The organism is Streptomyces sp. NPDC086549, assembly GCF_044746205.1.
In the GTDB taxonomy this organism is placed as follows: Bacteria; Actinomycetota; Actinomycetes; order Streptomycetales; family Streptomycetaceae; genus Streptomyces.
On the sequence record NZ_JBIVBS010000002.1, the window covers coordinates 211,484 to 237,581 of the forward strand.

General features: G+C 70.8%; 30 protein-coding genes and 1 pseudogene. 14 read left to right on the top strand and 17 right to left on the bottom strand.

Features of this window, described 5'->3' with window-relative positions:
- Positions 1 to 191 precede the first annotated feature (191 nt).
- Positions 192 to 359, bottom strand: coding sequence for a hypothetical protein (locus ACIPSA_RS07610; protein WP_402630006.1), 168 nt, complete (start codon positions 357 to 359; stop codon positions 192 to 194).
- A 181-nt stretch (positions 360 to 540) separates the two neighbouring features.
- On the opposite strand from ACIPSA_RS07610, the gene ACIPSA_RS07615 reads away from it, so the two are divergent.
- The 4 genes from ACIPSA_RS07615 (at position 541) to ACIPSA_RS07630 (ending at position 3,958) form a co-directional block, all read left to right on the top strand.
- A complete protein-coding gene (locus tag ACIPSA_RS07615; protein ID WP_402630009.1) occupies positions 541 to 1,230 on the top strand; it encodes a DUF5994 family protein in 690 nt (229 codons plus the stop codon).
- Positions 1,231 to 1,240: 10 nt separating this feature from the next.
- The gene (locus ACIPSA_RS07620) at positions 1,241 to 1,522 is read left to right on the top strand and encodes a hypothetical protein (RefSeq protein WP_402630012.1); all 282 of its coding nucleotides are present in this window, start codon (positions 1,241 to 1,243) and stop codon (positions 1,520 to 1,522) included.
- Positions 1,523 to 1,672: 150 nt separating this feature from the next.
- Complete coding sequence (locus ACIPSA_RS07625; protein ID WP_402630015.1) at positions 1,673 to 2,536, top strand: slipin family protein; 864 nt, start codon at positions 1,673 to 1,675, stop codon at positions 2,534 to 2,536.
- 153 nt (positions 2,537 to 2,689) lie between these two features.
- Positions 2,690 to 3,958, top strand: coding sequence for an ATP-binding protein (locus tag ACIPSA_RS07630; protein WP_402630018.1), 1,269 nt, complete (start codon positions 2,690 to 2,692; stop codon positions 3,956 to 3,958).
- 38 nt (positions 3,959 to 3,996) lie between these two features.
- Here the strand turns inward: ACIPSA_RS07630 and ACIPSA_RS07635 are convergent, their stop codons facing one another.
- The 7 genes and pseudogenes from ACIPSA_RS07635 to ACIPSA_RS07665 all read right to left on the bottom strand — a co-directional run bounded on the left by ACIPSA_RS07635 (position 3,997) and on the right by ACIPSA_RS07665 (position 11,196).
- Entirely contained in the window at positions 3,997 to 4,482 is a 486-nt protein-coding gene (locus ACIPSA_RS07635) for a DUF5994 family protein (RefSeq protein WP_402630021.1), read from the bottom strand.
- 282 nt (positions 4,483 to 4,764) lie between these two features.
- Positions 4,765 to 5,292: a hypothetical protein gene (locus tag ACIPSA_RS07640; RefSeq protein ID WP_402630024.1), complete on the bottom strand. Its 528-nt coding sequence runs from the start codon at positions 5,290 to 5,292 to the stop codon at positions 4,765 to 4,767.
- Between the two features lie 7 nt (positions 5,293 to 5,299).
- A complete protein-coding gene (locus ACIPSA_RS07645; RefSeq protein WP_402631678.1) occupies positions 5,300 to 5,836 on the bottom strand; it encodes a DUF5994 family protein in 537 nt (178 codons plus the stop codon).
- Between the two features lie 195 nt (positions 5,837 to 6,031).
- Complete coding sequence (locus ACIPSA_RS07650) at positions 6,032 to 7,009, bottom strand: magnesium transporter CorA family protein (RefSeq protein WP_402630027.1); 978 nt, start codon at positions 7,007 to 7,009, stop codon at positions 6,032 to 6,034.
- A gap of 312 nt (positions 7,010 to 7,321) precedes the next feature.
- Positions 7,322 to 7,920 (bottom strand): annotated as a pseudogene (locus ACIPSA_RS07655) (site-specific integrase); the annotation flags it as partial.
- Between the two features lie 190 nt (positions 7,921 to 8,110).
- On the bottom strand, positions 8,111 to 10,456 hold the full coding sequence (locus ACIPSA_RS07660) for an FtsX-like permease family protein (RefSeq protein ID WP_402630030.1): 2,346 nt from the start codon (positions 10,454 to 10,456) through the stop codon (positions 8,111 to 8,113).
- A complete protein-coding gene (locus ACIPSA_RS07665) occupies positions 10,453 to 11,196 on the bottom strand; it encodes an ABC transporter ATP-binding protein (protein ID WP_402630033.1) in 744 nt (247 codons plus the stop codon). Before ACIPSA_RS07665 ends, ACIPSA_RS07660 begins: the two co-directional genes overlap by 4 nt.
- Before the next feature lie 129 nt (positions 11,197 to 11,325).
- Here ACIPSA_RS07665 and ACIPSA_RS07670 point away from each other — a divergent pair, with 129 nt between their 5' ends.
- The 3 genes from ACIPSA_RS07670 (at position 11,326) to ACIPSA_RS07680 (ending at position 13,751) form a co-directional block, all read left to right on the top strand.
- Positions 11,326 to 12,207 carry a sensor histidine kinase gene (locus tag ACIPSA_RS07670; protein ID WP_402630036.1) on the top strand — a complete coding sequence of 294 codons (882 nt, stop codon included), beginning with the start codon at positions 11,326 to 11,328 and terminating at the stop codon, positions 12,205 to 12,207.
- Positions 12,208 to 12,251: 44 nt separating this feature from the next.
- Positions 12,252 to 13,016, top strand: a complete 765-nt coding sequence (locus tag ACIPSA_RS07675) for a response regulator (protein WP_402631681.1) — start codon at positions 12,252 to 12,254, stop codon at positions 13,014 to 13,016.
- A 315-nt stretch (positions 13,017 to 13,331) separates the two neighbouring features.
- Positions 13,332 to 13,751 carry a VOC family protein gene (locus tag ACIPSA_RS07680; RefSeq protein ID WP_402630039.1) on the top strand — a complete coding sequence of 140 codons (420 nt, stop codon included), beginning with the start codon at positions 13,332 to 13,334 and terminating at the stop codon, positions 13,749 to 13,751.
- A gap of 128 nt (positions 13,752 to 13,879) precedes the next feature.
- Here the strand turns inward: ACIPSA_RS07680 and ACIPSA_RS07685 are convergent, their stop codons facing one another.
- A complete protein-coding gene (locus ACIPSA_RS07685) occupies positions 13,880 to 14,104 on the bottom strand; it encodes a hypothetical protein (RefSeq protein WP_402630041.1) in 225 nt (74 codons plus the stop codon).
- Positions 14,105 to 14,305: 201 nt separating this feature from the next.
- Between ACIPSA_RS07685 and ACIPSA_RS07690 the strand changes: the two genes are divergently transcribed.
- The 3 genes from ACIPSA_RS07690 to ACIPSA_RS07700 all read left to right on the top strand — a co-directional run bounded on the left by ACIPSA_RS07690 (position 14,306) and on the right by ACIPSA_RS07700 (position 16,086).
- Positions 14,306 to 14,704 (top strand): helix-turn-helix transcriptional regulator, encoded by a 399-nt coding sequence (locus tag ACIPSA_RS07690; RefSeq protein ID WP_402630043.1) that lies wholly within the window; start codon positions 14,306 to 14,308, stop codon positions 14,702 to 14,704.
- A gap of 169 nt (positions 14,705 to 14,873) precedes the next feature.
- Positions 14,874 to 15,290 carry a VOC family protein gene (locus ACIPSA_RS07695; protein WP_402630046.1) on the top strand — a complete coding sequence of 139 codons (417 nt, stop codon included), beginning with the start codon at positions 14,874 to 14,876 and terminating at the stop codon, positions 15,288 to 15,290.
- 43 nt (positions 15,291 to 15,333) lie between these two features.
- Positions 15,334 to 16,086 (top strand): VOC family protein, encoded by a 753-nt coding sequence (locus ACIPSA_RS07700; protein ID WP_402630049.1) that lies wholly within the window; start codon positions 15,334 to 15,336, stop codon positions 16,084 to 16,086.
- A gap of 20 nt (positions 16,087 to 16,106) precedes the next feature.
- On the opposite strand, the gene ACIPSA_RS07705 is transcribed toward ACIPSA_RS07700, so the two are convergent.
- The 4 genes from ACIPSA_RS07705 to ACIPSA_RS07720 all read right to left on the bottom strand — a co-directional run bounded on the left by ACIPSA_RS07705 (position 16,107) and on the right by ACIPSA_RS07720 (position 17,635).
- Positions 16,107 to 16,373, bottom strand: coding sequence for a hypothetical protein (locus ACIPSA_RS07705; protein WP_402630052.1), 267 nt, complete (start codon positions 16,371 to 16,373; stop codon positions 16,107 to 16,109).
- Positions 16,370 to 16,702 (bottom strand): DUF952 domain-containing protein, encoded by a 333-nt coding sequence (locus tag ACIPSA_RS07710; protein ID WP_402630055.1) that lies wholly within the window; start codon positions 16,700 to 16,702, stop codon positions 16,370 to 16,372. Before ACIPSA_RS07710 ends, ACIPSA_RS07705 begins: the two co-directional genes overlap by 4 nt.
- A 127-nt stretch (positions 16,703 to 16,829) precedes the next feature.
- The gene (locus tag ACIPSA_RS07715; protein WP_402630057.1) at positions 16,830 to 17,024 is read right to left on the bottom strand and encodes a hypothetical protein; all 195 of its coding nucleotides are present in this window, start codon (positions 17,022 to 17,024) and stop codon (positions 16,830 to 16,832) included.
- A gap of 26 nt (positions 17,025 to 17,050) precedes the next feature.
- Complete coding sequence (locus ACIPSA_RS07720; protein WP_402630060.1) at positions 17,051 to 17,635, bottom strand: dihydrofolate reductase family protein; 585 nt, start codon at positions 17,633 to 17,635, stop codon at positions 17,051 to 17,053.
- 114 nt (positions 17,636 to 17,749) lie between these two features.
- Between ACIPSA_RS07720 and ACIPSA_RS07725 the strand changes: the two genes are divergently transcribed.
- Entirely contained in the window at positions 17,750 to 18,340 is a 591-nt protein-coding gene (locus tag ACIPSA_RS07725; RefSeq protein ID WP_402630063.1) for a TetR/AcrR family transcriptional regulator, read from the top strand.
- 9 nt (positions 18,341 to 18,349) lie between these two features.
- On the opposite strand, the gene ACIPSA_RS07730 is transcribed toward ACIPSA_RS07725, so the two are convergent.
- The 3 genes from ACIPSA_RS07730 to ACIPSA_RS07740 all read right to left on the bottom strand — a co-directional run bounded on the left by ACIPSA_RS07730 (position 18,350) and on the right by ACIPSA_RS07740 (position 21,887).
- Positions 18,350 to 18,967 carry a GNAT family N-acetyltransferase gene (locus tag ACIPSA_RS07730; RefSeq protein WP_402630066.1) on the bottom strand — a complete coding sequence of 206 codons (618 nt, stop codon included), beginning with the start codon at positions 18,965 to 18,967 and terminating at the stop codon, positions 18,350 to 18,352.
- A 261-nt stretch (positions 18,968 to 19,228) separates the two neighbouring features.
- Positions 19,229 to 20,368, bottom strand: a complete 1,140-nt coding sequence (locus tag ACIPSA_RS07735; RefSeq protein ID WP_402630069.1) for a family 2 encapsulin nanocompartment cargo protein polyprenyl transferase — start codon at positions 20,366 to 20,368, stop codon at positions 19,229 to 19,231.
- Between the two features lie 112 nt (positions 20,369 to 20,480).
- The gene (locus tag ACIPSA_RS07740) at positions 20,481 to 21,887 is read right to left on the bottom strand and encodes a family 2B encapsulin nanocompartment shell protein (RefSeq protein WP_402630072.1); all 1,407 of its coding nucleotides are present in this window, start codon (positions 21,885 to 21,887) and stop codon (positions 20,481 to 20,483) included.
- Between the two features lie 296 nt (positions 21,888 to 22,183).
- Here ACIPSA_RS07740 and ACIPSA_RS07745 point away from each other — a divergent pair, with 296 nt between their 5' ends.
- Entirely contained in the window at positions 22,184 to 22,861 is a 678-nt protein-coding gene (locus tag ACIPSA_RS07745; RefSeq protein WP_402630075.1) for an N-acetylmuramoyl-L-alanine amidase, read from the top strand.
- A 196-nt stretch (positions 22,862 to 23,057) separates the two neighbouring features.
- Entirely contained in the window at positions 23,058 to 23,990 is a 933-nt protein-coding gene (locus tag ACIPSA_RS07750; protein WP_402630077.1) for a 1-aminocyclopropane-1-carboxylate deaminase/D-cysteine desulfhydrase, read from the top strand.
- Here ACIPSA_RS07750 and ACIPSA_RS07755 read toward each other — a convergent pair.
- A complete protein-coding gene (locus tag ACIPSA_RS07755; protein ID WP_402630080.1) occupies positions 23,987 to 25,582 on the bottom strand; it encodes a Na+/H+ antiporter in 1,596 nt (531 codons plus the stop codon). The two genes, ACIPSA_RS07750 and ACIPSA_RS07755, sit on opposite strands and share 4 nt — an antisense overlap.
- 59 nt (positions 25,583 to 25,641) lie before the next feature.
- Here ACIPSA_RS07755 and ACIPSA_RS07760 point away from each other — a divergent pair, with 59 nt between their 5' ends.
- Positions 25,642 to 25,902: a UBP-type zinc finger domain-containing protein gene (locus ACIPSA_RS07760; RefSeq protein ID WP_402630082.1), complete on the top strand. Its 261-nt coding sequence runs from the start codon at positions 25,642 to 25,644 to the stop codon at positions 25,900 to 25,902.
- Positions 25,903 to 26,098 lie beyond the last annotated feature (196 nt).

Below are 26,098 nucleotides of genomic sequence, written 5' to 3' on the forward strand. Positions count from 1 at the left end.
GACGCGGACCCAACCCCGGGCCGGTCACGGCCGGCCCGGTTGTCGTGGATCGCCGAGGACGACGTCGGCTTGGAAGCCGGTGTACGAAATGCTCTCGGTAATCACCACGGTACTCCTCGCCGAACCCCGACGGACCGATGCGGAGCGACGGGCTGAACGGAACACGAGGCCCTGGTCGTCCGCCGCCGCAGTCAGCGGAGGAGGCGCCTATGGGAGCGCCGGGACAGTCGCACGGCGGCGAGGGCCATGTCGGCCACGAGGAGCACGGTGCCGATGATCAGCAGATGGCCGGGGCCCTCCGCTGTCGCGCCGATGAGTCCAAGCACGACGGCCCCGAGGACGATCAGAACGGTGCTCACCGATCGCGTCACACAGCCAAGGAGTGCTGGGCCAGGGCATGCGAGCCGTCGGGCGTGAGACCGGTCCGGCAACCGGCGTACGACACGCCCCGGCACCCGCAGCGCGCCCCCGCCGGTATCGACAGCCGCTTCACCGAATGCGGCGTCGCCTCCACAACCGCCCCGGCGTGTGCGGAGTACCGTGGACAACACCGAGGGCATTTCGCACACCGGCTTCCACGCCGGGTCGTTCTCGGCGAGAGATGAAACCCGGGTCGCCGCGAAGGCGGCCCGGAGACGGGTCCGCATCATGTCGGCGACCTTGCACCAACCCCTGCCACACCAAGAGCCCGTCGCAGCCCCGGCCGCGCGTCTCGCGCTGAAGACCGACGGCACGTCCCGTGGACTCCTGGACGGTGCCTGGTGGCCCCGCTCCCGGGATCTGCTGAGCGAGCTGCCCGCACTGACCGAAGTGCTGGATCCCTTGTGGGGCCGCATCACCCGCATCGCCGTCAACCCGAAGTGCTGGCCGGTCATCCCGCACGAGATTCCCGTGGGCGGTCATGTCGTCAAGGTCGGCTGGTTCACCCCGGAGATCGACCCGCACAAGCTGCTGCTGCTCTCCTACGGCACCGGCCGGTGGGATCTGCTGGTCATCCCACCCGAGACCGGGGCGGAGTCGGCGGCCCGCCTGATGGCGGCCGCGTCCGACTACGACGGTCCGCCGCTGACCGCAAGCGCTCTCATCGCCGCGGACAAGACCCGGCACGTCGTCTCCGCCGCCGACCGGCCACTCGAACCGGACGAGGCAGGGAAGTACGAGGGCGGCCCCTCCTCTGCGGCCGTTTTGGCACAGACCGGTCGCGTCAGTCGCCTGATCATCGGCATGTGAGACAGCCGCCATGAACACCTTCCTGACGACCGGCGCCTTCCTGGCCCTCATCGCAGCGGCGGCATTCGTGATCCATCGGCTCGACATCGAGCACGCGGAAAGGATCGCCGTGCACCGGTACAGTCGCGCCCTGCCCGGCGGCCCGCGCCGCGGCACCGACGCGGCACAACCCCCCGCGGGACCACCACTGTCCAAGTCGCCGACCGTCGGCGAACGACGTGACCACCGCGACGGGGGCCGCGGCCGCTTCCCACCGCGCCGCCGCCGCGACCGCACCACTCACCACGGGTGACGAGGCGATGTCCCCGGCCCCACGCACCGACCGTCGGCGCGGCCCGTACCGACGGGTCTCGGCCCTGACTCACGAACCGACACAGGCACATGCAGGGGTCTCGACCGGCGGGTCCCCGCCCCACGTGGTCCTCGTCCCGAGGAGCAGCGCATGCAAGCCCTGATCATTCCCATCGTCGTGATCGGCATCCTGGCCGTCCTGACCCTCGCCTTCTCCGTGAGGGTCGTCAAGCAGTACGAGAAGGGAGTCCTGTTCCGCTTCGGCCGACTCGTCGGAACACGCTCCCCGGGGCTGCGGTTCATCATCCCGTTCGTCGACGTCCTGCACCGGGTGTCGCTGCGGGTCGTCACCATGCCGATCCAGTCCCAGGGCATCATCACCCGGGACAACGTGAGCGTGGACGTGTCGGCGGTCGCCTACTTCCGGGTCGTCGACGCCGTGAAGTCGGTCGTCGCCGTCGAGAACGTCAACGCGGCGATCAACCAGATCGCCCAGACCACCCTGCGGAAGGTCGTCGGCCGGCACACGCTCGACGAGACGCTGTCGGAGACGGACCGCATCAACCTGGACATCCGCCAGATCCTCGACGTCACCACCGTCGACTGGGGCGTGCAGGTCACGCTGGTCGAGCTCAAGGACATCCAGCTGCCCGACACCATGAAGCGCGCCATGGCCCGCCAGGCCGAGGCCGAGCGGGAGAAGCGAGCGAAGATCATCAACGCGGAGGGCGAATCGCTGGCCGCAGCCGCGCTCGGCGACGCCTCGGACACCATGATGGCCCACCCGCTGGCGCTTCAACTGCGCAATCTGCAGAGCTTGGTGGAGATCGGTGTCGACCAGAACACCACCGTCGTCTTCCCCGCTCCCCTCATGAGCACCATCGGCGAGCTCGGCTCCTTCCTCGCCCGGGAAACCGCGGCCGCTGCACCCGCCGCGGCGGCGTCCCTGGCCGGCACCGGCCGCACCGACAAGTCCCTCAGCCCGGCCGGCAACGCGCCCGGCACCGCAGCCTGACCCGACTACGGCCCGCATCATCACCGCGTACCGCGGTGGTGGTGCGGGCGAGCGATCCGTGCCGCCAGGGCGGACTCGTGGCCGACGCCTGTCGCGCGCGTCCTGGGTGCATCGGCTGATGATGGAAATACGGCCGAACACGCGGAGCTGATCATGACGGGTTGGCGGGTCAGGGACTACACCCAGGACGATCTCGAAGCGCTGATCCGAGTCGACATGGAGAGCGGCACGACCGAGGAGCCGCCGCTCTTCCCGCTCTCGGACGCCGTGACCGCTCTCCAGGCCCGCCACCCGGCTGTGGTGGCCACGGCCGACAACGTGCTGATCGGCGCCGCGGTGAGCAGGGTGGAGGGCGAACGGGCATGGATCCTGCGCATCTGCATGGCGCCCGGCTGGCGGCAGCGCGGGCTGGGCAGTGCCCTGATCACCGCCCTTGAGCAACGGCTCTTCGCCGTCGGCGTCCGGGCAGTGCACGCCGTCCTGCCCGAGGGCGAGACCGGTGCCACCGCCCTGCGCAACTGCGACTTCGGCGCCCGCCCCGGGCTGGTCTTCTTCGAAAAGCGCGGGCCGGTGACTCCGCAGTCGGCCGGCACGCTGTCCTCGCTCGGAGCGGAGCTGCCGCCGGGGGGACTGTGGCAGAAGGTCGCGGGCATGCAACGGGAGAAGCAGCTCATCGAGCGGCGCCTGGTCCTGCCGCTGGCCCATCCCGAACTGGCCGCCCAGCACGGAGTGGAACTGCCACGGGCGGTGATGCTGTTCGGCCCGCCCGGGACCGGCAAGAGCACGTTCGCGCACGCGATCGCCAGCCGCCTGGGGTGGCCCTTCCTCGAACTGTTCCCCGCCCGTCTGGCCGCCGAGTACGGCCTGGCGACCGGGCTGAACCGGCGCTTCGACGAGATCGCCCGGCTCGACCACGTCCTCGTCTTCATCGACGAGGTCGAGGAGATCGCCGGCGAACGCGGCGGCGCGGACGCGACCGCTGTCGGCGTCGTCAACGAACTGCTCAAGGCGATCGTCCGGTTCCGGAGCCAGGACGGACGGCTGCTCGTCTGCGCCACGAACAACGTGACCACGCTCGACTCCGCGTTCCTGCGACACGGCCGCTTCGACTACGTGCTGCCGATCGGCCCTCCCGACCACACCGCCAGGACCGCGCTGTGGGAGAGCTACCTGGCCCGAGCGGGCGCGCGGGCCGACAGCGCGGTACTCGCGTCCGCCAGCGAGGGATTCACCCCCGCCGACATCGCCCACGCGGCGCGAACCGTCTCCCAGGCCCAGTTCGAGCGCACCTTCGACACCGGAACCCGGAACGCCCCCACCACGGACGACTACCTGGACACGATCAGCGGCACCAAGCCCACGGTCAGCGCCGCCATGGCCCAGGAATTCGCCCAGCAGACGGAGAAGTTCGCCCGCATCTAGCGTCCAGGCCGACAGGGAGTCGATCTGCGACGGACGTGTCAGGCCGGCGTAGCCGGCGTGTCGCTGCCCGTATCGATCAGGATCTGTTTGGCCTCGGTGACGTTGTCGGCCCGTACGGCCCTGGCCATCGCGGCGCGTGCCGCGTCGGGCGACGTGTCCGGAGGGACCAGCATCAGGGAGAAATGGTCCCGGTCGCCCCGGGTGATGAGGACGGTGTCGTCACCGACCGGGAAGGAATCGATGTGGACGACTCGGTCGTCGACCATCACCCGGGTCGGCAGTTCGTCCCAGGCGCTGCCGTCCAGACCGACCCGGGTGACAGGTCCGAGGTGCTCGGTCAACGCGGAGATCAGCGAGGGGAGCTCGGCACCGATGTCCCGGGACCGCGGCCACCATGCGCCGTCCAGGATTCCCTCGCGTGCGTGTTTCGTCTCCAGCCTCAGCAGGGCCGTCCCGGGTTTCACCGATCGGTGGACGGCGTCCGGCAGGAGCCTGGGGAGGTCGGGGGTGTCGGAGTCGCCCATGGTGTCCGCCCGTCCGTAGAGAGCAGTGCGACCGCAGAGCGTGCGACCGCGATACGCCCCTGCTACCTCACCGTACTCCGCACGACGCTCGCGCGAGCGCTTCGCCGCAGGGCGCGGTTACGGAAACAGGCAACGGCTCCGGCGTATACCCGCCGGAGCCGCCCTTCCGGGTCATTGCACGTGAGCGTGCGCCGACCCGCTTTCCACATTACGCCAAAGGGATTAATCAGACACGAACAATCCTTGCGAAGGTTCACTTCGGCCCGAAGACGACGCGGCGGCTCAGCCACGCCCTTCCTCTTCTGTCTCCATCTGCCGGATCCCCAGGTGCGTCAGCGTGATCATCGCGGGCGTGTTGCCCCTCCCCCAGTCCACGACGACCCACCCTTCGCCCGCCAGGTACATGCAGGCAGCGGCCATGTCCTGCTCAGGGATACCGAGGTCGGTGCGGAGCTTCGCCCCATCGACGCCCAGGAGGCGATTGCCTTCGGCGGCTTGGTACAGAGCCTGCATGATCCTCTCGCGGTACGTCTTCCGGTCTCGCAATATCGCCATGACGTGCCTTCCTCTATCGCCCGCGGTCGGGCCGAAGTCGATGTCATCCACGGTCGCTGTCGCGGTGGGGCGCGTCGGAACGGTCGCGTCCACCGCCGACCGACGCCGCCTCCGGGTCCGACGCCCGATCCCCGGCAGAACATCGCTGTAGTGGAAGGCAGCGATCCGTTCGTCGTGCTGACCGTTGAGCCGGTGGATCAGAACGACTCCGACGGCGATCAGAAGGAGCAGCACGGCCACGGCGATGACAGTCATGGTTCTCTCACCTCCGCCGACCGCCGGGCGAAGGCCCTGCCGAGCCGATGGGCCGGGGCAGGGACGACGGCCGATCTGCTCCGCCGTCGGTGTCCCACGCTTCTTCCCTGATTCGGGCATCGATCCTGTCTGCTGCTTCCTCCCCGGCCGGGGCATCGATGCCGTCGCCGGCCATCAGCTGCGCGGCGGCATCCGCACCGCCTTCCGGCGGAATCACCAGCACGTCCCGGCGGCCATCTGTGGAGAAAAAGGTCAGTCTGTGCGGATCCTGCTCCTCGGTGGTCCAGCCCACATGCACCGTGCGCCCGGCGACGGACACCCAACTCGGGATGACGGGCCAGTAGGCCGGGTTCACCGTGATACGCGTGATGCGACCCCAGAGGTCGCCCAGTGCGGCCGTCAAGGGTGGCAGCTCACGGGTGAGGGCACGGGAGCGAGGCCACCACGTGCCGTCCAGCCCGCCGGGCGCCGACGTCAGGGACAGGCGAACCGGCATCGACGGCGCGCGCCTGCTCGATGTCGTACGGTCAATGGTCACGGGCATGGCGCGGACCTGTCCCCGGGCTCGTGGGTGCGGCCCGGCGTTGCCGATCACCGGAAACGGCACCCGCAGCGGAGCCGGTACGCGAAGAACTCCCGGTCTCTTCACACTACTCCGCCCGCCGGCCCGAAAAGCCGGGGGTGACCAGGTATTTCCCTGCCTTCGGAACCTGGTCGCCGGTGCCCGACACCGGGCCGGTCAGAGCCAGTCCTTGCGCTTGAACGTCGCATACAGCAGGGCGGACAGTGCCACGATGACGGCGGCGGAGGTGATGAATCCGGACTGGCGGCCGAAACCGGGATAGGGGAGGTTCTGGCCGTAGTAGCCGGTGATCGCGGTGGGTACCGCAATGATCGCGGCCCAGCTCGTCACCTTCTTCATGATCAGGTTCATGCGATTGGCCTGGACCGAGAGGTTCGTCTCCATGACCGAGGCCACCAGGTCCCGCAGTGATTCGGTCCATTCGGTGGCACGCAGCACGTGGTCGTAGACGTCCTGGTAGTACGGGACGAGAGGGTCGGCGATCACGTGCAGGCCGGGACGCATGAGCCCGTTGACCACCTCACGCATCGGGAGCACGACGCGGCGCAACTGGACGAGCGACTTGCGCAGCGCGAAAACCCGGCGCTGTACAGCTTCGATCTCACGGCGCCCGGCCGCGAAGAGCAGACTCTCCAACTCCTCGATACTGTCGTCCAGTTGCTGGACCGCGGCGAAGTGCCCGTCCACGAGATGGTCGAGCAGGCCGTGGAGCAGGAATCCGACGCCGTGGCCGGCCAGGTCCGGGCTCTCGTCCCAGCGGGCGACGACGTTCTCGATGTCGAAACCATCGTCCTTGCGGACGGTGATCACGGCCTGGCTGGTGAGGAGTACGGCGATCTCGCTGTACGTCAGTTCCGCACCGTCCTGGCTGACGGTCACGGCATAGGCGCTGAGGAACTCGTGGGTGCGATAGCGGTCGAGTTTCGGCCGCTGCCCATGCTGTGCGGCATCCTCCAGAGCCAATTCGTGGATGCCGAACTCTTGGCCGAGCATGGTGAATTCGGCGGTCCCGGGCCGGTACAGGTCCAGCCACAGGACCGACGCCGGATCAGCGAGCAGCCCGGACACGTCACTGGCGGGAAAGTCCTCCAGGACGAGAGTGCCGTCGTGATACAGCCGGGTGCGCGTCACCATGACCCGAGGCTAGTCTCTCGCGCCTCGATCATCCCGGTTCATCCTGATTGCCAGCGCGGCAGGCTCTGGAAATCACCGGCGATCGGCGCACCCCGCAAACATGCCGGCTCCGACCCTCCGAGGGTCCGGTGTCAGCCGTGTATCACCCGGACGGGACAGCAGTCCGCGCACAGTCCGCAGGACACCCGATCAGGACCGCCGCATCCCATCGCCACCAATCGCCAAAAGACCAGGTCAGCGACCCGCAGAAAAGATCTCCGCAGGTCACCGACCCGGCCCGTTACCAGGAGACCAAGAAGGCCTGATCTCCGATCAGGGTCTCTGACCTGCAACGCCCTCACGTGCAGCGTCTCCCTGCCCGCACCCGGCCCACAGGCCGCCGAACGCGGCGCCCTGACGGTCCGGGTGCGGTCTTGTTCGCCCGGCCACAGGTGGGCGTAGATCCGCAGCGTGATGACAGCGGATACGTGGCCGAGAACGAGCTGGACCTGCTTGACGCTCGCCCCGCCGGCGATGAGGGCAGAGGCGAAGAAGCGGCCCAGGTCGTGGGTCACCATGTGCGGCAGCTCGACGGGCTTGCGAGCCTCGCGCCCGGCTGCCTCGTTCTCCGCAATTCGGAGCGCCCTGCGTGCACAGTTCCACTCCGCCTTCCAGCGGCGGTAGTTGAGAGGCTCGCCCTCCTCCATGGTGAACAGCCACTCCTTGGAGGGGCGTGCGGCGAGGTGTTCGAGGAGTGCGTCGGTGACGACCTCGCCGACCGGGACCGTACGCCGGGACTTGGCGGTCTTCGGCGGGCCGATCTTCCCGGACTGGAGGCACTGCCGCTCGACGCGGATGGTGCCGGCCTTGAAGTCGACGTCCGACACCTTGAGGCCGAGCAGCTCGCCCATGCGGGGGCCTGATCCGGCGAGCGCCGCCTGAAGTCGGGCGACCTCACCGCACCGCGCACCCCCACCGAGCAGGCGCCCGGGGCAGCGACGTCCCATCTCTGTTCGCCTCGGGCAGGTCGTGCCGGTCTCTGTTCGCCTCGGGCAGGTCGTGCCGGCGATCGCCGCACAGCCAGGACCCTTGCCGAGGACCGCCTCCCACGCGGCGCGGCCGTCACTCGGTGTGCAGGACGCGGGCGATGGTCTGCCGGGCCGCCGCACGCGCCGGCAGCACCGCCCCCAGTGCGGCGATCGCCACCCCGGCCAGCGCCGGCAACACCAGGGTCCCGGGGTGCCACACGTCCAGCATCCGTGCCGGGAAGGTGAGATGGGCGCTGTGCTCGGTCAAGGGGATCACCACACGGTAGGCCGCGACTCCCAGCGGCAGCCCCAAGATCCCGCCGACCAGACCGAGCCCGGCCATGGACGCCACCAGCATCACCGTGACCTGCCGTGGCGTCATGCCGATCGACTTCAGCATTCCCAGGTCACGTCGCCGCTCCCGGGCACCGAGCACGACCGTGTTGAACACGCCCATCGCGGCAACCACCGTCAGCATCAGGGTCAGCGCGGACGCGGAACTGATCACCGTCACCGCCCCGGCGTTGACCGAGGTCTGCTCGGCCGGGTAGAGCCCGGGATCGGCGGCTCGAACCGCCCTCATATAGGCGCTGACATCGGCTCCTGGGGTGAGCCGCACCCAGTACTGGTTGGCCTGCGCGTCCGGTGCCAGGGCGGTCATCGTCGTCCAGTCCGCGCGCAGCCAGTCCGCCGGCCCGGCCATGACCTCCCCGACCAGGGTCACGCGCTCCCGCCGACCGCCCGCCGCGCTCAGCGTGAACGAGTCACCGACGCGCAGACCGTGCTTGGCCAGGAACCTGCCGGAGGCCACCACCTCGCCGGGCTTCCGTGTCCACCGGCCCCTGGCCAGGTCGTCCTGGAGAGCGGACCGCCCCCCGCGCGCGCCCTCCATCGACACGTTGTTGCTCTGGCCGAGCATCCGCACGTCGGCGAAACCCATGGCGGACACGTCCGCCGCGTGCGGCACCGAGCGCAGCAGCGCCTGTGTCCCGTTGTCGCCGTGGTGCGGGACGGTCTGACCGAACCTGGCCTCCCCGCGCCAGACGACCACCTGCGTCCTGCCGGTGCCCTCGACCGCGACGCCGTAGGAGACCATGGTGGCCGACAGGCCGGTGGCGAAGGTCACCGTCGCCACCCCGAGCAGGACCGCGGAAACGGTGAGCAGCGCACGTCCGGGCCGCGCGAAGGGCAGGCCCAGGCCCAGCGTCACCAAGCGCGGCAGCCGCACCCCGCTCAGCCACCGCTGCACCGCCGGCCGACGTCCGCCACCGGGCGCACCGCCCGCGCTGAGCGCCCGTGCCGCGGAGAGCCGGTGCGCGCGCAGCGCCGGAACCAGCGCGGCCAGCACCACCACCGCGGGCATGCCGAGCACGGTGGTCGCGTACACCCAGGAGCCGATCGCCGGCGCGACGCCCACCGTGCCGAGGTCAGCGCCCTGGAAGACCTGGTGCAGCAGCGGCCGGGCCGCCACGGCGCCCAGGGCCGTGCCGATCGCCGCGCCCGCCGTCGCGGGGACGCAGGCCATCACCAGATAGACCGCGACGACCTGAGTGGGCGTGAATCCCACGGACTTGAGCACCCCGATGTGCCGGAAGCCGGACACAACCGCACCGCTCACCACATTGCCCACGATCAGAACGGCCACCAACAGGCCGAGGATCCCGAAGGCCATGAGGAACGGCACGAAGGTGTCGGGCTCGGCCGCGACCTGCGCCTTCAATGTCAGATACGACTGGTGGGCGACCAGCGATCCGGACGGCAGGCCGGCGCTCACCGCCGCGGTGTCCGCCGTGATCTGCCGGGCTGTCGAGGCCCGGTCGAACCGGTACAGCATCTGGTACGTCGTGGGGTGCAGGGCCGTGATCTGCCGCGGGGAGACCCATGCCTGCGCGGTCCCGCTCACGCTGGACGCGAGTCCGACGACGGTCAGCGGCGCCAGCCCGGGCAGCCGGACCCGCTTGCCGATCGGGGAGTGCGGTCCCTCGCCCATCCCGGGCGCGTCCGGAAGCGCCAGGACGAGCTGGCCGGGGCCGGTGGCCCAGTGCCCGGCGAACAGGTCCAGCCGGTCGACCGTGCCGCCGGGGTCCGCCCGGCCCACCACGGTCAGCGAGCCGGGCCCCATCCCGGGCAGCTCGGCGACCGCGCTCTGCGGCAGGTCGACCACCGCTTCCGGGAACGGTCCGGCCGAGGCCCGCACGCCCGGTCGGTGCGCGGTCCGTGCCAGCCGGGGGCCGGAGACCTTCGTCGCGTCGAACGTGGCGACGACGTGCGCGCCATGGGCCTGGCCGAAGATCCGGTCGAACGGCCCGGACGCGACGTCCAGCAGCCCGAGGGCGACCACCAGGGCCATGGAGGAGACGAGGACCACTGCCCCGATCACGGCAGTCTGCAGCCAGCGGCGGCGCACGGCCGCACGGGAGACCCGCCACACCGCGCTCATGTCGACCGCTCCAGGGTCCGCTCGCCGGTGATCCGGCCGTCCGCCATCATCACCAGACGGCCGGCGCAGCGCGTGGCCAGCGTCTGATCGTGCGTCACCAGCAGCAGGGTCTGGCCCAGTTCGTTGAGGTCGATGAGCAGGTCCATCACCTGCTCGCCCGCGTGGCTGTCCAGCGCGCCGGTGGGTTCGTCCGCGAGCAGCAGCGCGGGGCGGTTCATCAGCGCGCGGGCCACCGCCGCGCGCTGGCGTTCGCCGCCGCTGAGCGCGGCGGGGTAGACGTTCCTGCGGTCGGCGATGCCGAGTTCGTCCAGCAGCTCCAGTGCCCGGCGCCGGGCCTGACGGGTGGGCGTTCCGGTGAGTTGGGCGGCCAGGGCGACGTTGTCGATCGTGGGCAGGTCGTCGATGAGGTTGAAGAACTGGAAGATCATGCCTATCCGGCGGCGCCGGAAGAGCGCCAGCCCGGTCTCGTTCATCGTGCCCAGGTCCTCGCCGTGCACGTGCACCCGGCCGGCGCTCGGCCGGTCAAGGCCGGCGATCATGTTGAGCAGGGTGGACTTGCCGCAGCCGGACGGCCCCATCACCGCCACCGCCTCCCCGGCGCCGATCTCCAGCGACACTCCGTTCAGGGCGACGGTGTCGCCGTACTCCTTGCGCAGGCCGGTCACCCGGACGACGTCCTGCTCGCGCACGGCGGCCGTACTGGGCTGCGCAGTCGTGCCGTTGATGTCTTCGGTGGTCATGACAGGGACGGTAGGCGGCGTGGGCAGCCCCGAGCGTCAGCCCCCGGAGGTATCCCGCGGCGGCGGTCATCCTGGCGATGTACGAGGTGGACCCGGAGAGGGACGCTCGCTCCTCGGCCGGCTGGCACGATGGACGACGTGTGGAGATCGGAGACGGGCTGGCTGCTCATCGCCCTCACGACCGTGAGCCTGGCGGTGACCGGGGGCGCCACCCTGTTGCTGGCGCGCGCTCACCGCCGCTACCGCAAGATCCTGGAGGACCGGCGCTGGCTGCTGGAACGCGAGCGGGAGGCCGCCGCCCGCACGGCGGTGGCCGCCGAACGTTCCCGCATTGCCCGGGAGTTGCACGACATCGTCAGCCACAAGGTCAGCCTGATGGTCGTACAGGCGACCGCAGCCCGTGAGGTGCTCGCCACCCTGCCGGACGCGGCGGAGACCGCGCTGCAGGCCGTGGAGGGTGCCGGACGCGACGCGATGACAGAACTGCGGCACCTGCTGGGCCTGTTGGCACCGTCGCCGGACGGCGACGACGACCGGAGCGAACGCGCCGGCGAGGGCGGCCCCTCTGCACTCGCCCCCCAGCCGAGCCTGAGTCAACTGGGCGTCCTGGTCGACCGGATCGCCTTTGCCGGCCTCCCGGTCGAGGTGCGTATCTCCGGGGAACCGCGCCCGCTGCCGCCCGGCATCGACGTCACCGCCTACCGGATCGTGCAGGAGGCGCTGACCAACGCGCTCAAGTACGGCGACGGCGGCACGGCGACCGTGACGGTGCGCTATGCCGACCACGGTCTGCGGGTCGAGGTGCTCAACAGCGGACCGAGCGTGCTGTCCGCCGGCCCCGCGAGCACGGGAGCCGGCTCCGGTGGCCGCGAGCGCCGGGACGACGGAACGGGGCGCGGACTGATTGGTCTGCGCGAGCGCGTCGCCGTCTACGGAGGCCACTTCGACGCCCGGCGCCGCGTCGGCGGTGGGTACCGTGTCCGCGCACGCATCCCTCTGGAGCGCCCGTGACCCAGCCCGCCGCCGACCGCCGCATCCCCCACGCCCCGGACCGGATCCCGAACACCCAGGAGCCGGGACCGAACCCGAGCAGGGAAACCGTCGTCCCGAGAGTCCTCATCGCCGACGACGAGGAGCTCATCCGAACCGGCTTCCGCCTCATCCTCACCTCGCGCGGCATCGAGGTCATCGGCGAGGCCGCAGATGGCGTACAGGCCGTCGCAGAAGCCGAACGGCTGCGCCCGGACGTCCTCCTGATGGATATCCGGATGCCCAACCTGGACGGCCTGGAAGCCGCCAAGCGCGTCCTGCGGCTACTCCCGCACTGCCGGGTCCTCATGCTCACCACGTTCGACCTCGACCGCTACGTCTACGCGGCGCTCGCCGCCGGGGCGAGCGGCTTCCTGCTCAAGGACGTCACCGCCGCCCACCTCGCCGCAGCCGTGCGGCTCGTGAACACGGGCGACGCGCTGCTCGCCCCCTCGATCACCCGCCGTCTGGTCGAGCGCTATGCGACCACCCACGAGGCCGACCAGGTCGACCCGACGCGCCGCCCCGCCACTGCGCCGGCCGCGGCCCGCACAGTCTCGATCCACCGCGACCTGGCTGCGCTGACCCCCCGTGAACGTGAGGTGCTGGCCCTGATGGGCCGAGGCCTGTCGAACATCGAACTCGCCGACGCCCTCACCCTCAGCGAGGCCACCGTGAAGACCCACGTCGCCCGGATCTTCGCCAAGCTCACCCTCCGCGACCGCGCCCAGGCCGTCGTCCTCGCTTACGAGACGGGCCTGGTCACCCCTGGCGGCTCCGCCGCCGACTGACAGGTTGATGACAATCTCGGGGCTCCGTATCCGTCACCAGAGCGAGAGTCCGTGATCACGGAGATGACGCCGACCCGGCAGCAGTCCGCACACAGTCCGCAAGACACCCGCTCAAAACCGTCGCACCCCATCGCCGGTAATCACCAAAAGGCCAGGTCAGCGCCCCGCAGAACAGATCCCCGCAGGTCGCCGACACCCGGCTCGCAGGCCGCCGAACACGGCGTCCCTGACGGTCCGGGTACGGTCTTCTTCACCCGGCCACAGACAGCCGTGGATCCGCAGCGTGAAGACAGCGGCCGAAGGGATCCTCCTCCGATGAGCCAACCCACACACGGCACGCTGCATCACGTCGAGCTGTGGGTGCCCAGCCTCCACCGCGCACTCGCCTCGCTCGGCTGGCTGCTTCAGGCGCTGGGTTACGCCGTCCACCAGAGCTGGGACGGTGGCCGCAGTTGGCGGCTCGGGCCGACCTACCTGGTCATCGAGCAGTCCCCGGCCCTCACTGCCGAACGGCACGACCGCTGCCGCCCAGGACTGAACCACCTCGCCTTCCACGTCGAAGACGCCACCACGGTCGAGAAGCTGGCTGCCGACGCCGCTCGGCACGGCTGGAAACTGATGTTCCCCGAGCGGCATCCATACGCCGGCGGCGGACAGCACTACGCCGCCTACCTGGAGAACGACGACGGCTTCGAGGTCGAACTCGTCGCGATCAACGCACCCGAACGAAACTGAGACCAACCGGTCCACAGGGCTTGACGATTGCTCCTGCCGGTGGCTCGGCGGGCACCATGCCCGGGGAAGTCACCAGGGGTTTCCTCTCGTCCCCTCCGCCCGCCTCTTCGCCCGCCTCTTCGCCCGCCTCAGTGAAACTGCGGCATGATCAGACAGATCCCGTACGCCACCACCGCCGCGCAGCCGAGGAAGCACAGCCCCGCCTGGGCGAGGCCGAGGGCGGAGGTGCCGCCGGAGTCCTCGCGGGCGCCGTCGAAGCGGGCGAGGCCGAGGGCGAAGACGACGACCACGGCGACGGTGACGCCGATGCTCACCGCGGTGACCTGGCCGAGTGCGGACCAGTCCAAGTGCATGGCGACCCCCCGTCGCTCAGGCGGCCGTGCCGACGTCGGTCGGGGCCGTGACGATGACGACCGCCACCAGGAACGTGATGTGGTCCATGCTCCGACCGTTCCCCGCTCGCGGCAGGCCCCGGCCAATGCCGGGCGAACTGGAGGCGAAGGGTCCGTCGAAGCCGGGCACGCCGGTGTGCGGCCCTGTGCGAAGCTGAAGGGGTGAACCTTGAGGACCTGGTACGGCTGCGGCGGGCCCGCGACCGCATGGACCGCGAGTACGCCGAGGCACTCGACATCGCCGAGCTCGCGCGCACCGCGCTGATGTCCCCGGGCCACTTCCAGCGCAGCTTCCGCGAGGCGTACGGCGAGACGCCCTACAGCTATCTGATGACCCGCCGTATCGAGCGCGCCAAGACCCTGCTGCGCCGCGGCGACCTCACCGTCACGGAGGTCTGCCTCGCCGTCGGCTGTACCTCGCTCGGCTCCTTCAGCTCCCGCTTCACGGAGCTGGTCGGCGAGACGCCGAGCTCGTACCGGGCCCGGTCGCACGAGGAGAGCGCCGTGATCCCGTCCTGTGTGGCCCGCACCTTCACCCGTCCGCGTCGTCGGCCCTACTGACCCCCCGTCCAGGCCCTTGCCGCCTGCTCCGGCATCCAGACCACGACCCTCCACGCCGCCCCGCCGCGTCGCCCCGCCGCGTCGGCTCGCCACCCCCGTCGAAACGCCCCCTCCGACCGGTCCATGAGTTGAGCGGGCGCGGCCCGGGCAACCGGCCTAGCGTGAGCCCATGGACGTGAAACTCAAGCAGTGCTTCATCGCCGTCGACGACCACGACAAGGCCCTCGCCTTCTACGTCGACGTGCTCGGCCTGGAAGTCCGCAACGACGTGGGCTTCGAGGGCATGCGGTGGGTCACCGTCGGCTCACCGCTCCAGCCGGACGTGGAGATCGTGCTGGAGCCGCCCGGCGCCAACCCGGACGCTTCCCCCGCCGACCGGCAGGCGATGGCCGAGCTGCTCGCCAAGGGCATGCTGCGCGGGGTCATCTTCACCACAGCCGACTGCGACGCCCTGTTCGCCCGGGTCGAGGCGTCCGGTGCGGATGTGCTCCAGGAGCCGATGGACCAGCCGTACGGGGCGCGGGACTGCGCGTTCCGGGACCCGGCGGGAAACATGCTGCGGTTCATGGAGCGCGCGGACAAGTGACCGGGCAGGTGATGCGCGGAGCCGCCGTGCCTACGATCAACCCATGACGATCCGCTGGACCTACGCCTTCGTCGACCGCCCCACCGCACGCCTCGCCGAGGCCCGCGCGTTCTGGACGGCTGTCACCCACACCCGTCTCTCCGAACTCCGGGGTGACCGGGACGAGTTCGTGACGCTCGTGCCGGAATCCGGCACCGACGCCTGTGTGAAGGTCCAGGGAGTCGTCTCCGGCGAGGGCGGCGCACATCTCGACTTCTCGGTCGAGGACGTGCCGGAGTTCGTGAAGTCGGCCCGGGAGTCGGGCGCGCAGGTGGCCGCCGAGCACGAGGGGTGGGCCGTACTGCGGTCGCCCGCCGGGCAGTTGTTCTGTGCGGTGCCGTGGCACGGGGAGTCGGTGCGGCCGCCGGTGGTGGCGGGCAGCCGGCTGGACCAGGTGTGCCTCGACATCGCACCGTCCGCGTACGAGGCCGAGGCCGCCTTCTGGGCCGGGCTGACCGGCTGGGACCTGCTGTCCGGCTCGCTGCCGGAGTTCCGGGTGCTCAAGCCGCCGCCCGGCCTTCCGGTCCGTGTCCTGCTGCAACGGCTGGGCGACGAGCGGCCCGCCGCCGCACACCTCGACGTCGCCTGTACGGACCTGGAGGCGGTCCGGGCCCGTCACGAGCGGCTCGGGGCCGTCCTCGTCGCCCGTGGCACCCACTGGACGGTGATGCGCGACCCGGCGGGCGGCACGTACTGCCTGACCGGGCGCGATCCGGAGACGGGCGCGCTCCCGTCGTCGGCGGTCAGCGACGCATAGCGAACAGCGACGCGTAGCGGTCAGCGACGCATAGCCGAGTGCGCGCAGACGATCAGCACCGGCGCGTCGGACCGGGGCGTGGCTGACGGCGGGCACCCGCTGTCGTCCACGTCCTGCCCGAACAGCGGCGCCGGCGAGTCGTGGTTCTCCTGCCAGCTGTACGGCCCCCGCGGCTCCGTCGAGTCCTGGAGCCAGAGCGTGAGTCCTCCCCCGACGCCGACGGCCACCGCCCACACCACGACGGCCCACCGCCACGCCCGACGGCGGCTTCCCCCCTGCCCCGTCACCCCCAGGGCTCCACATCCACCACGGCATCCACCGGGACGGGCCCGTACACGTGCGGGAACTCCTCGCCGCCCGGCTCCATCGCCTCGTACTTCACCGGTACGCCGACCTTCACGGGGTCCACGACCAGGACCACCAGGTCGTCCGGGCTGTCGTAGGAGCCGTACAGGAACGCGGCCACGCGCGGGAGCTGGTCGCGGGTGGAGAAGTGGATGAAGCCCACCTCCTGGAGCGTGCGGCCGCGGGTCGCGATCTCGTAGGTGCCGCGGTCGCGGGCCGCGTCCCAGAGGGAGCGTTCGGTGATGTGGAGGATGTACGGCAGTTTCGGCATGCGGCCACGCTACGGCCTCAGCCGGGTCTTCGCGGGCTCGTCCCGGCCTCCTTCGGCTCCGGCCGCCCCGCGTGGGCGACTCTCGCGGAGGGGGCGTCGGAGCCGGTCCGGGACTCTCGACACGGGCTCAGGACTTTTTCGCGGCGGACCCCTCGGGCTGCTGTTCCTGTCGGGTGGCGTGCTCCGCGGCGGCCGGGCACTTGGGGTTGTGACACGGGCCGGGGACCCACCGCGGGACCCAGGCGCCCAGCGTCTTGTGCCGCTTGACGACGGTTTCGACGGGCTGTCCGCAGACGGGACAGACGTGTTCTTCGCTGTCCATGTCCTCAGGGTAGGGCGGACGGGAGGTCAGCGCTTCCTGCCGTACGTCCGTACGAGCACCCCGTTCCCGAACGTGCGCACCGACTCCAGGACGAAGTCGGTGACGGCGAAGCCGCTGCCGAACATCGGCATGCCGGAGCCGTAGACCTGCGGGTAGGTCTTGATGACGAGTTCGTCGATCTCGTCGACCAGTTCGCCGGCGAGCCGGGAGCCACCGCAGAGCCAGATGCCGAGTTCGCTGTCCTCGGCCTTCAACTCACGGACGGCGGCGACCAGATCACCGTCGATCAGTGTCACGGCGGGGTCGGGCGAGGTGCCGAGGCTGCGGGAGGCGACGTACTGGCGCAGATGCCCGTAGGGGCTGGTGACGCCGATGTCGAGGGCGAGCTGGTAGCTTCCGCGGCCCTGGATCATGGTGTCGAAGTGTCTGTTCTCGGCATTCTCGACGCCGAGCGGCTGCCGGGCCTGGGCCGCGATGGTCTCGGGATATGCCGAGGTCAGGTAGCCGAGGAACTCCTCGTCCAGGAAGGTGAACATGGACGAGGCGTCGCCGCCCGGATCCCCGATGAAGCCGTCGATGGAGCAGGCGACAAAGTAGGTGAGCTTTCGCAAGCGGGTCTCTTTTCGTAGGCTGCGCTGCAGTGACCACTCCAGTTGTAGTACTTCACTTGTAGTGGTCGCAAGGACCTTTCCTGAAGCCGGAACAAGTGGGAGAGAGGACTCCGCATGGCCGGAAATCCCGAGCGGCGGGCCGCCCTGGTGGACGCCGGGATCGAGGTGCTCGCGAGCGAAGGGGCGCGCGGGCTGACCTTCCGCGCAGTGGATGCCAGGGCCGGCGTGCCGGTGGGCACCGCCTCGAACTACTTCACCGGGCGCGACGACCTGCTCCGCCAGATCGACACCCGGCTGCACACCCGGCTCGCACCGGACCCCGAGGTGCTCACCGGTCTGATGCGGGCACCCAAGGACCGCGCGCTGGTGACGGCCCTGATGCGCGACCTCATGCGACGCGTGACCCGGGACCGCACGGGCTATCTGGCGCTGCTGGAAATGCGGCTGGAGGCCACCCGGCGCCCACCGCTCCGCGACTCCTTCACCACGTCGGCGCGCGGCGAACTCGAGTACGGCATGGAGTTCCACCGGCAGGCCGGCCTGCCCGGCGGCGACGAGACCGTCGCCGTGCTCTATCTCGCGATGCTCGGCCTGCTCCTGGAGCACCTGACGCTGCCGGGCGTCCTGGACGGCGTACTGCCCGGGGTGGACGTCCCCGACGGGCTGGTCGAGCGGATGGTGGCGAGGATCGTCCCCGCGGAGTAGCCCGCCGGCTCAGCCGCGCGGCTCCCGCCACATCGGCCACATCCGTGGGCCGTCCGGGAGGTCGAGAGGCTCGCGGGTGACGAAGCCGAGGCGCTCGTACAGTCCGCGGCTGCGGGCGTTGCTCGCCTCCAGATAGGCCGGGCGGGCCTCGCGGTCGCAGCGGTCGAGGACGGACCGGACAAGCGCGGTGCCCATCCCCCGGCCTTGGCGGTCCGGTGCCACAGCGATCATCCAGAGGTATTCGTGGGCGCGGCCGCGCGGGTGCATTCCGGCGGTCAGCCGGGTGATCAGCGCAAGGCGTTCGTTGTCCGGATCGACTGCCTCCTGGAGCCGGGCCGCGGCCTCGTCGTCAGGGTGGCCGTCGTCGGGGTGGTTGTCGTCGGGGTGGTCGTCCTCGGGCACGGACAGCCACAGCGCGCAGGCCGAGCCGTCCTCGGTGACGTCGATCCGGCCCTCGTCGAGCACGACCCCGGTGAACTCGGCCATCAGGCGCGGATGCGTCGCCCGGCGGTACTCCGTGCCCGGGAAGATCCAGCCACTGACCGGATCGTCCTGGAAGGCCGCGTCCAGCAGCCGGACCACCGGCTCGCGGTCGTCCTCGCCCGCCGTCCGGATCGCCACGTCCACGTGCGGCCCCTTCGCCTCAACCCGCCTTGTCCGTCCGGCCGTTGAGCCTAGGGCCTGTCGGTGGCATCCCGCGAGTGAGCCGCGGGGACGCGCCCCGGAGCGAACCGGGCCCGCGAGTACCCGCGAGTGAGGGGCGGGCCCCGCACACCGTGGGGATGTGCGGGACCCGCCGGGCCGGAGCCGCCGACGGCGGCCGGGCGGGGTCAGGAACCGCGCGGTCCCGGAGGCTCCGGGGTCTGTGGGGGCCGACGGGCGTCGGCCTCAGGTGCTGCGCCGCGTCACGAACTCGGCCAGGGCGAGCAGGCCGCCCGCCGACTCCGGGTCGGGAACCGCGCGGGCCAGCTCCTGCATCGCCCGGCCCATCCGGTCGGCCGCCTGGGCCTGCGCCCAGTCACGGCCGCCCGCCCGCTCCACGGCCAGCGTGGTGCGTTCCAGGTCCTTCTCGTCGTAGGGCAGTGCGTACAGCTCGGCGAGTTCGGCCGCCGCCGGGGTGCCGGAGGCGAGCGCCGCGACCACCGGCAGCGACTTCTTGCGGGCGGCGAGGTCCGCACCGGCCGGCTTGCCGGTGCGGCTCGGGTCACCCCATATGCCGATGACGTCGTCGATCAGCTGGAAGGCGAGTCCGGCCTGGCGGCCGAACGCGTCCAGTGCCGCCACGTCGGCCTCGTCGGCGCCCGCGTACAGCGCGCCGAGGGCACAGGCGCACCCGAGGAGCGCGCCGGTCTTGGCCTCGGCCATGGCGAGCACCTCGTCGAGGGTGACCTCGGCGGGGCCGCGCTTCTCCAGGGCCGTGTCCGCGTGCTGGCCCGCGCACAGTTCGACGACGCAGTCGGCGAGCCGTGCGGCGGCCGCGCCGGAGGCCGGGTGCGGATCCTCGGCGAGCAGCCTGAACGCCAGCGCCTGGAGGGCGTTCCCGGCGAGTATCGCGTCGGCGTCGCCGAACACGGTCCACGCCGTGGGCCGGTGCCTGCGGGAGGTGTCCCGGTCCATGACGTCGTCGTGCAGCAGCGTGAAGTTGTGCACCAGCTCCACCGCCGCGGCCGCCCGCACGGCCGCCGACCGCGCCCCCGGTCCGCCCAGCGCGGCGGCCGCGGCGAGGACGAGCGCGGGCCTTATCGCCTTGCCCGCGCTGCCCGCCGCCGGGGTGCCGTCCGCGTGCTCCCACCCGAAGTGGTGAAGCGCGATCCGGCGCATCGAGGCGGGCAGCGACTCGACGGCCGCGCGCAGCTCGGGGTCGACGGACGACCGGGCCCGGTCCAGGATCACCGTGGCCTCGTGCCCGTCGGCCGGGCCCGGCCCGCCCTCCCGGGCGGGCCGTCGCCGCTGAGGTGTCTCCAGCACCTCGGTGACCTGCGGTGCCCCCGTGGGGCGCTGTTCCGTCTCCGTCATGAACTCGGTCATGGGTCCCCCTCGCGGCGTCCGCGGACGGTGGCACTTCCTCTCCGGCTGGGCTCGTACCCGGGGGAACTACCCGCCCGGAGGGGCGGAGACACGGCAGCGAAATGCGGAAACGTCACCTCCAGCGGCCGATCTCGACATTCTCCAGCACACCGAGCGCGTCCGGTACCAGCACAGCTGCCGAGTAATAGGCCGTGACCAGGTAGTTGATGATGGCCTGTTCGTTGATCCCCATGAAGCGGACGGACAGGCTCGGCTCGATCTCGTCGGGGATCCCGGACTGCCTCAGCCCGATGACGCCCTGGTCCTCCTCGCCCGTACGCATGGCGATGATCGACGTCGTGCGCTCCGGGGTGACCGGGATCTTGTTGCACGGGTAGATCGGCACCCCGCGCCAGGTGGGGATGCGGTTGCCGCCGATCTCGACGCTCTCCGGGACGAGTCCGCGCTTGTTGAGCTCGCGGCCGAACGCGGCGATCGCGCGCGGGTGGGCCAGGAACAGCTTGGTGCCGCGCCGGCGGCTGAGCAGCTCGTCCATGTCGTCCGGGCTGGGCACGCCGTCATGCGGCTGGAGCCGCTGGTCGTACTCGCAGTTGTTCAGCAGTCCGAAGTCCCGGTTGTTGACCAGCTCGTGCTCCTGGCGCTCCTTCAACGCCTCTACCGTCAGCCTGAGCTGCTGTTCGGTCTGGTTCATCGGCTGGTTGTAGAGGTCGGCCACGCGCGTGTGGATGCGCAGTACGGTCTGGGCGATGCTGAGCTCGTACTCGCGCGGCCTGGCCTCGTAGTCGACGAAGGTGTGCGGGATGTCCGGCTCGCCGCTGTGGCCGGCCGCGAGTTCGACCGCCTTCTCGCCGTACTTGTTGGTGCGCTGTTCGGGGATCGCGCGCAGCCGCTGGACGTGCTCGCGCAGCGAGTCGGCGCGCTCGGCGACCTGCTCGAAGTCCTGGCGGGACAGGACCAGCACCGTGCAGGCGGTGTCCGCGCGGGCCGTGTACTCCCAGATGGCGTCGGGGTCGAGCAGCGCCTGCTCGCCGAAGTACGACCCGTCGGCGAGGACTCCGAGGACCGCGTCGTCGCCGTACGGGCCCGTGCCGATCTTCTCGACCCTGCCGTGGGCCAGCAGATACACCTCGCCGGTCTGGCTGCCGAAGGAGGCGATCATCTCGCCCGGGGCGAAGTCCCGCTGCCGGCAGCGCTGGGCCAGCTCCGACAGCACCTCCCCGTCCTCGTACGACCGCAGGGCCGGCAGCTCGCCCAGTTCGGCCGGGATGACCTCGACGCGGTCACCGGTCTTCACGAAGGTGATACGGCCGTCGCCGACCGCGTACGTCAGTCGCCGGTTCACCCGGTACGTGCCGCCCTGCACGTTCACCCATGGCAGCGTCCGCAACAGCCAGCGGGAGCTGATCTCCTGCATCTGAGGTGCGGACTTGGTGGTGGTGGCCAGGTTCCGCGCGGCCGCCGTGTCCAGAGACTGCTGCGGCTTGCCCTGATCCGTGCGGACCTCTTCGCCTACCGACATAACGACATACCCTCCCGGTCATGCGCTGGTACCGAACTGCGCCAGGCATCGGCACGACACCCACCCTCCCTCACCCAGCGTGCTCACACCATTACCCGAAAGAGCGGGAATGGATCATCGTACGACTGGGCAGAGTGCGGGACCCTGTCCAATCTCGGCCCGTGACGCGGCAGTTGTCCGGATCGGCTCGCACAGCGTACGAATGACCTGGTTCGCGGCGTCCGGCTTGCGATAGAAGCAGCGTTACCAAACGGTCACGCTCAGTGGCCACGGAGTACAGCGCGAAGGAGGCATGCATGGCCTCACCCATGTCCGCGAGCGGCTTTCTGGACGCCTTGAGAGCGGAGGGCATCACGGTCGTCGAGGTAGGCGACTGGGAGCACCACAACCGCAACCACAAGGGGCCGTGGGGTCCCGTCCACGGCGTGATGATTCACCACACGGTGACCAGCGGCGTCGATCGGACGGTGAACCTCTGCCGGGACGGCCGCTCGGACCTGCCGGGCCCCCTGTGCCACGGTGTGATCACCAAGGACGGCACGGTCCACCTCGTCGGCTACGGCCGCGCCAACCACGCCGGCCCCGGCGACGACGACGTGCTGCGCGCGGTGATCGACGAGCGGAGGCTGCCGCCGGACAACGAGAAGAACACCGACGGCAACCGGCACTTCTACGGCTTCGAGTGCGAGAACCTCGGCGACGGGGACGACCCCTGGCCCGAGGCCCAGCTGGAGGCGATCGAGCGGGCGGCCGCGGCGGTATGCCGCCACCACGGGTGGACGGAGCGGTCGGTCATCGGACACCTGGAGTGGCAGCCCGGGAAGATCGATCCCCGCGGGTTCACCATGGCTTCGCTGCGCGACCGGATCGGAGCACGGCTGAACCACGGCCCCGAGGACGGCCGCGCCGGGACCCGGACGGCGACCGAGGCGGGGATCGGAGAACGACTGGCCCGGGGGCTGGAGGGCGACTGATCCGCCGATCGGAACGACGGCTGATCCGACGATCGGAAGACGGCTGATCCGACGACCGCGGAGCGGCTGATCCGGGAACCGCAGAGCAACTGACCCGGAAACCGCACAGCGGCCGGCCCGGGAACCGCAGAGCGGCTGAGGCAGTCGCCGCCGCGCGGCCCGCCCACCCGCGGGCCGGGCGGGCGACAATGGCCGGGTGACCAGCGCCGACACCCCGGATCCCGCCACCCTGCGCCCCCGGCTCCCCTCACCCCTTCAGGAGATCGACGACGACCGTTTCGCACGCAACGGCCTGCGTCTCCTGCTCAAGCGCGACGATCTGATCCACCTGGAGCTGATCGGCAACAAGTGGCGCAAGCTGGTGCCGAACATCGCGGCTGCGGCGGGGCGCGCGCTGGTCACCTTCGGCGGGGCGTACTCCAACCATCTGCGGGCCACGGCCGCCGCGGGCCGCCTTCTCGGCCTGCCCACGGTGGGTGTGGTCCGCGGCCAGGAACTGGCCGGCCGTCCCCTCAACCCCTCCCTGGCCCGGTGCGCGGCCGACGGCATGCGGCTGTATTTCATCGACAGGGCGACATATCGCCGCAAGACCGATCCGGAGACCCTGGACGCCGTCCTGCGCGCCGCCGGCGCCGGGGACGCGTACGTCGTCCCCGAGGGCGGTAGCAACACCGAGGCCGTGCGCGGCTGCCGTGCCCTCGGCGAGGAACTGCGGGGCCACGCCGACGTCGTCGCCCTCGCCTGCGGCACCGGTGGCACGCTGGCGGGCCTCGCCGCCGGACTCGCCCCGGAGCAGAGCGTGCTCGGCATACCCGTCCTCAAGGGTGGCTTTCTGGCCGCCGACATACGGGCACTGCAGGAGCGGGCCTTCGGCGCCCGCAGCGGGACCTGGTCCCTCGACGACCGCTTCCACTTCGGCGGCTATGCGCGCACCACGCCCGCGCTCGACGCCTTCGCCGAGGACTTCGGACAGCGGCACGGCCTGCCCGTCGAACGTCTCTATGTCGCCAAAATGCTGTACGGGCTCGTCACCCTGGCGGACGAGGGGGCCTTCCCGTCCGGCACGACCGTCGCGGCGGTCGTCACCGGCCGGCCCTTCCCCGAACCCCAGGTCCTGGGCCGGCCCTAGGCCGCCTCCCGGTATGCAGCCGCCTCCTCCAGGTCCAGCCTGCGCAGCAGGGTGCGGAGCATCTCGTCGTCGATGTAGCGGTGGTCCCGCAGCCTGACGAACACCTCGCGCTCGGCGCTGATCATTTCCCGGGACAGCCGGCGGTAGGTGTCGTCGACCGACTCGCCGGTGACGGGGTTGACCTGGCCGAGGCGCTCCCAGACGGCGTTGCGGCGGCGTTCCAGGACCATGCGGAGGCGGTCGGCGAGCGGTGGGGGCAGCGCGTTGCGCTCGTCGGTGAGGAGTTCGTCGAGGCGCCGCTCCGCGGCCCTGGAGGCCTGCGCCTGCGCGTTGGCCTCGGCGAGCGTCTCGGCCTGCGCGTCGCGGCCGGGGAACTTCAGCAGGCGGATCAGCGGCGGCAGTGTCAGGCCCTGCAGCACCAGCGTCCCGATGACCGTCGTGAAGGTCAGGAACAGGACCAGGTTGCGCTGCGGGAAGGGGGTGCCGCCGTGCACCGTGAGCGGGATGGAGAAGGCGATGGCCAGGGACACCACACCCCGCATTCCCGCCCACGAGGTGACCATCGCACCCTTCCAGGTGGGGTTCTCCTCGCGCTCCCTGATCCGCGCCGACAACAGCCGCGGCACGAAGGTCGCCGGATAGACCCAGACGAACCGGGCCACGACGACGACGAGGAAGACGGCCACCGCGTACCAGGTGGCGTCGGCACCCTCGTACTCCCCGAGGCCCTTGAGGACGACCGGTAGCTGCAGGCCGATGAGCGCGAAGACCGCCGACTCCAGGACGAAGGCGACCATCCTCCACACCGCCTCCTCCTGGAGGCGGGTGGCGAAGTCGACCTCCCACGCACGGTGGCCGAGGTAGAGGGCGACGACCACGACCGCGAGGACGCCGGAGGCGTGCAGCTGCTCGGCGATGCCGTACGCGACGAACGGGATCAGCAGGGAGAGCGTGTTCTGGAGCAGCGGCTCCTTCAGATGCGTGCGCAGCCAGTGGATGGGGGCCATCAGCACCAGGCCGACCCCGACGCCGCCGACCGCCGCGAGCAGGAACTCGCCGATCCCTCCGACCCAGGTGGCACTCTCGCCGACGGCGGCGGCCAGGGCCACCCTGTAGGCGGTGATCGCGGTGGCGTCGTTCAGCAGCGACTCGCCCTGGAGGATGGTCGTGATGCGGGAGGGCAGCCCCACCCGGCGCGCGACCGCCGTCGCCGCCACCGCGTCCGGCGGCGCCACCACCGCGCCCAGCACCAGCGCCGCGGTCAGCGGTATCCCGGGCACGATCCCGTAGACCGCCCAGCCGACGACGAAGGTCGAGAAGAGCACGTACCCGACCGACAGCAGGGCCACCGGCCGCAGCTGCGCACGCAGGTCGAGGTACGAACTGTCGCTTGCCGAGGTGTACAGCAGTGGGGGCAGCAGGAGCGGGAGCACGACGTCGGGGTCGAGGGTGTAGTCGGGCACCCCGGGGACGTACGAGACCACCAGGCCGACCGCGACCAGCAGCAGCGGCGCGGGCACCGGGGTGCGCCGGGCCGCCGCGGCGACCGCCGCGCTACCCGCCACCAGCAACAGCAGCGGCATCACGTCCATGTCCTCGCCGTCCTCTTTTTCCGCGCGGTCACCCGCACAGCCGTCGTAACCTGGCAATCATGAAACAGTGCACGCACGCCGACGCGCTGCCGCACCCCGAACCGGAGCCGCAGAACGAGACCTGTCCGGAGTGTCTCGCGCGCGGCACGCATCCGGTGCAGTTGCGGTTGTGTCTGAGCTGTGGCCACGTCGGCTGCTGCGACTCCTCGCCGGGCAGACACGCGACGGAGCACCATGAGAAGTCCGGTCACCCCGTGATGCGGACCTTCGAGCCCGGTGAGAACTGGCGGTGGTGCTTCGTGGACCACGTACTCGTGTGACCCTGGTTCCGGAAGGTTCGACGGTCTGACGTCTGGGTACGTCAACCCGGCGCGCGCTCTTCCCATTTGGGCCAGCGGACCCTCTAGACACGGAGCGTATTCACAGCTTTACTGTGAGTGACGCCAGGGGGTTGGGGTCCCGGGGACAGGAAAGTTCAGAGCGCGATAGCGTCACCGCTGAACCACGTTTCGCGTT

Excerpts from the sequence above, each read along its gene's own strand:
- ACIPSA_RS07755 (WP_402630080.1), bottom strand. The coding sequence starts at position 25,582 with ATGGACGTGATGCCGCTGCTGTTGCTGGTGGCGGGTAGCGCGGCGGTC.
- ACIPSA_RS07650 (WP_402630027.1), bottom strand. The coding sequence starts at position 7,009 with ATGGTGACGCGCACCCGGCTGTATCACGACGGCACTCTCGTCCTGGAG.
- ACIPSA_RS07680 (WP_402630039.1), top strand. The coding sequence starts at position 13,332 with ATGAGCCAACCCACACACGGCACGCTGCATCACGTCGAGCTGTGGGTG.
- ACIPSA_RS07635 (WP_402630021.1), bottom strand. The coding sequence starts at position 4,482 with ATGGGCGACTCCGACACCCCCGACCTCCCCAGGCTCCTGCCGGACGCC.
- ACIPSA_RS07670 (WP_402630036.1), top strand. The coding sequence starts at position 11,326 with ATGGACGACGTGTGGAGATCGGAGACGGGCTGGCTGCTCATCGCCCTC.
- ACIPSA_RS07645 (WP_402631678.1), bottom strand. The coding sequence starts at position 5,836 with ATGCCCGTGACCATTGACCGTACGACATCGAGCAGGCGCGCGCCGTCG.
- ACIPSA_RS07745 (WP_402630075.1), top strand. The coding sequence starts at position 22,184 with ATGGCCTCACCCATGTCCGCGAGCGGCTTTCTGGACGCCTTGAGAGCG.
- ACIPSA_RS07630 (WP_402630018.1), top strand. The coding sequence starts at position 2,690 with ATGACGGGTTGGCGGGTCAGGGACTACACCCAGGACGATCTCGAAGCG.
- ACIPSA_RS07700 (WP_402630049.1), top strand. The coding sequence starts at position 15,334 with ATGACGATCCGCTGGACCTACGCCTTCGTCGACCGCCCCACCGCACGC.
- ACIPSA_RS07660 (WP_402630030.1), bottom strand. The coding sequence starts at position 10,456 with ATGAGCGCGGTGTGGCGGGTCTCCCGTGCGGCCGTGCGCCGCCGCTGG.
- ACIPSA_RS07725 (WP_402630063.1), top strand. The coding sequence starts at position 17,750 with ATGGCCGGAAATCCCGAGCGGCGGGCCGCCCTGGTGGACGCCGGGATC.
- ACIPSA_RS07735 (WP_402630069.1), bottom strand. The coding sequence starts at position 20,368 with ATGACCGAGTTCATGACGGAGACGGAACAGCGCCCCACGGGGGCACCG.
- ACIPSA_RS07640 (WP_402630024.1), bottom strand. The coding sequence starts at position 5,292 with ATGACTGTCATCGCCGTGGCCGTGCTGCTCCTTCTGATCGCCGTCGGA.
- ACIPSA_RS07715 (WP_402630057.1), bottom strand. The coding sequence starts at position 17,024 with ATGGACAGCGAAGAACACGTCTGTCCCGTCTGCGGACAGCCCGTCGAA.
- ACIPSA_RS07665 (WP_402630033.1), bottom strand. The coding sequence starts at position 11,196 with ATGACCACCGAAGACATCAACGGCACGACTGCGCAGCCCAGTACGGCC.
- ACIPSA_RS07760 (WP_402630082.1), top strand. The coding sequence starts at position 25,642 with ATGAAACAGTGCACGCACGCCGACGCGCTGCCGCACCCCGAACCGGAG.
- ACIPSA_RS07695 (WP_402630046.1), top strand. The coding sequence starts at position 14,874 with ATGGACGTGAAACTCAAGCAGTGCTTCATCGCCGTCGACGACCACGAC.
- ACIPSA_RS07710 (WP_402630055.1), bottom strand. The coding sequence starts at position 16,702 with ATGCCGAAACTGCCGTACATCCTCCACATCACCGAACGCTCCCTCTGG.
- ACIPSA_RS07740 (WP_402630072.1), bottom strand. The coding sequence starts at position 21,887 with ATGTCGGTAGGCGAAGAGGTCCGCACGGATCAGGGCAAGCCGCAGCAG.
- ACIPSA_RS07620 (WP_402630012.1), top strand. The coding sequence starts at position 1,241 with ATGAACACCTTCCTGACGACCGGCGCCTTCCTGGCCCTCATCGCAGCG.
- ACIPSA_RS07685 (WP_402630041.1), bottom strand. The coding sequence starts at position 14,104 with ATGCACTTGGACTGGTCCGCACTCGGCCAGGTCACCGCGGTGAGCATC.
- ACIPSA_RS07625 (WP_402630015.1), top strand. The coding sequence starts at position 1,673 with ATGCAAGCCCTGATCATTCCCATCGTCGTGATCGGCATCCTGGCCGTC.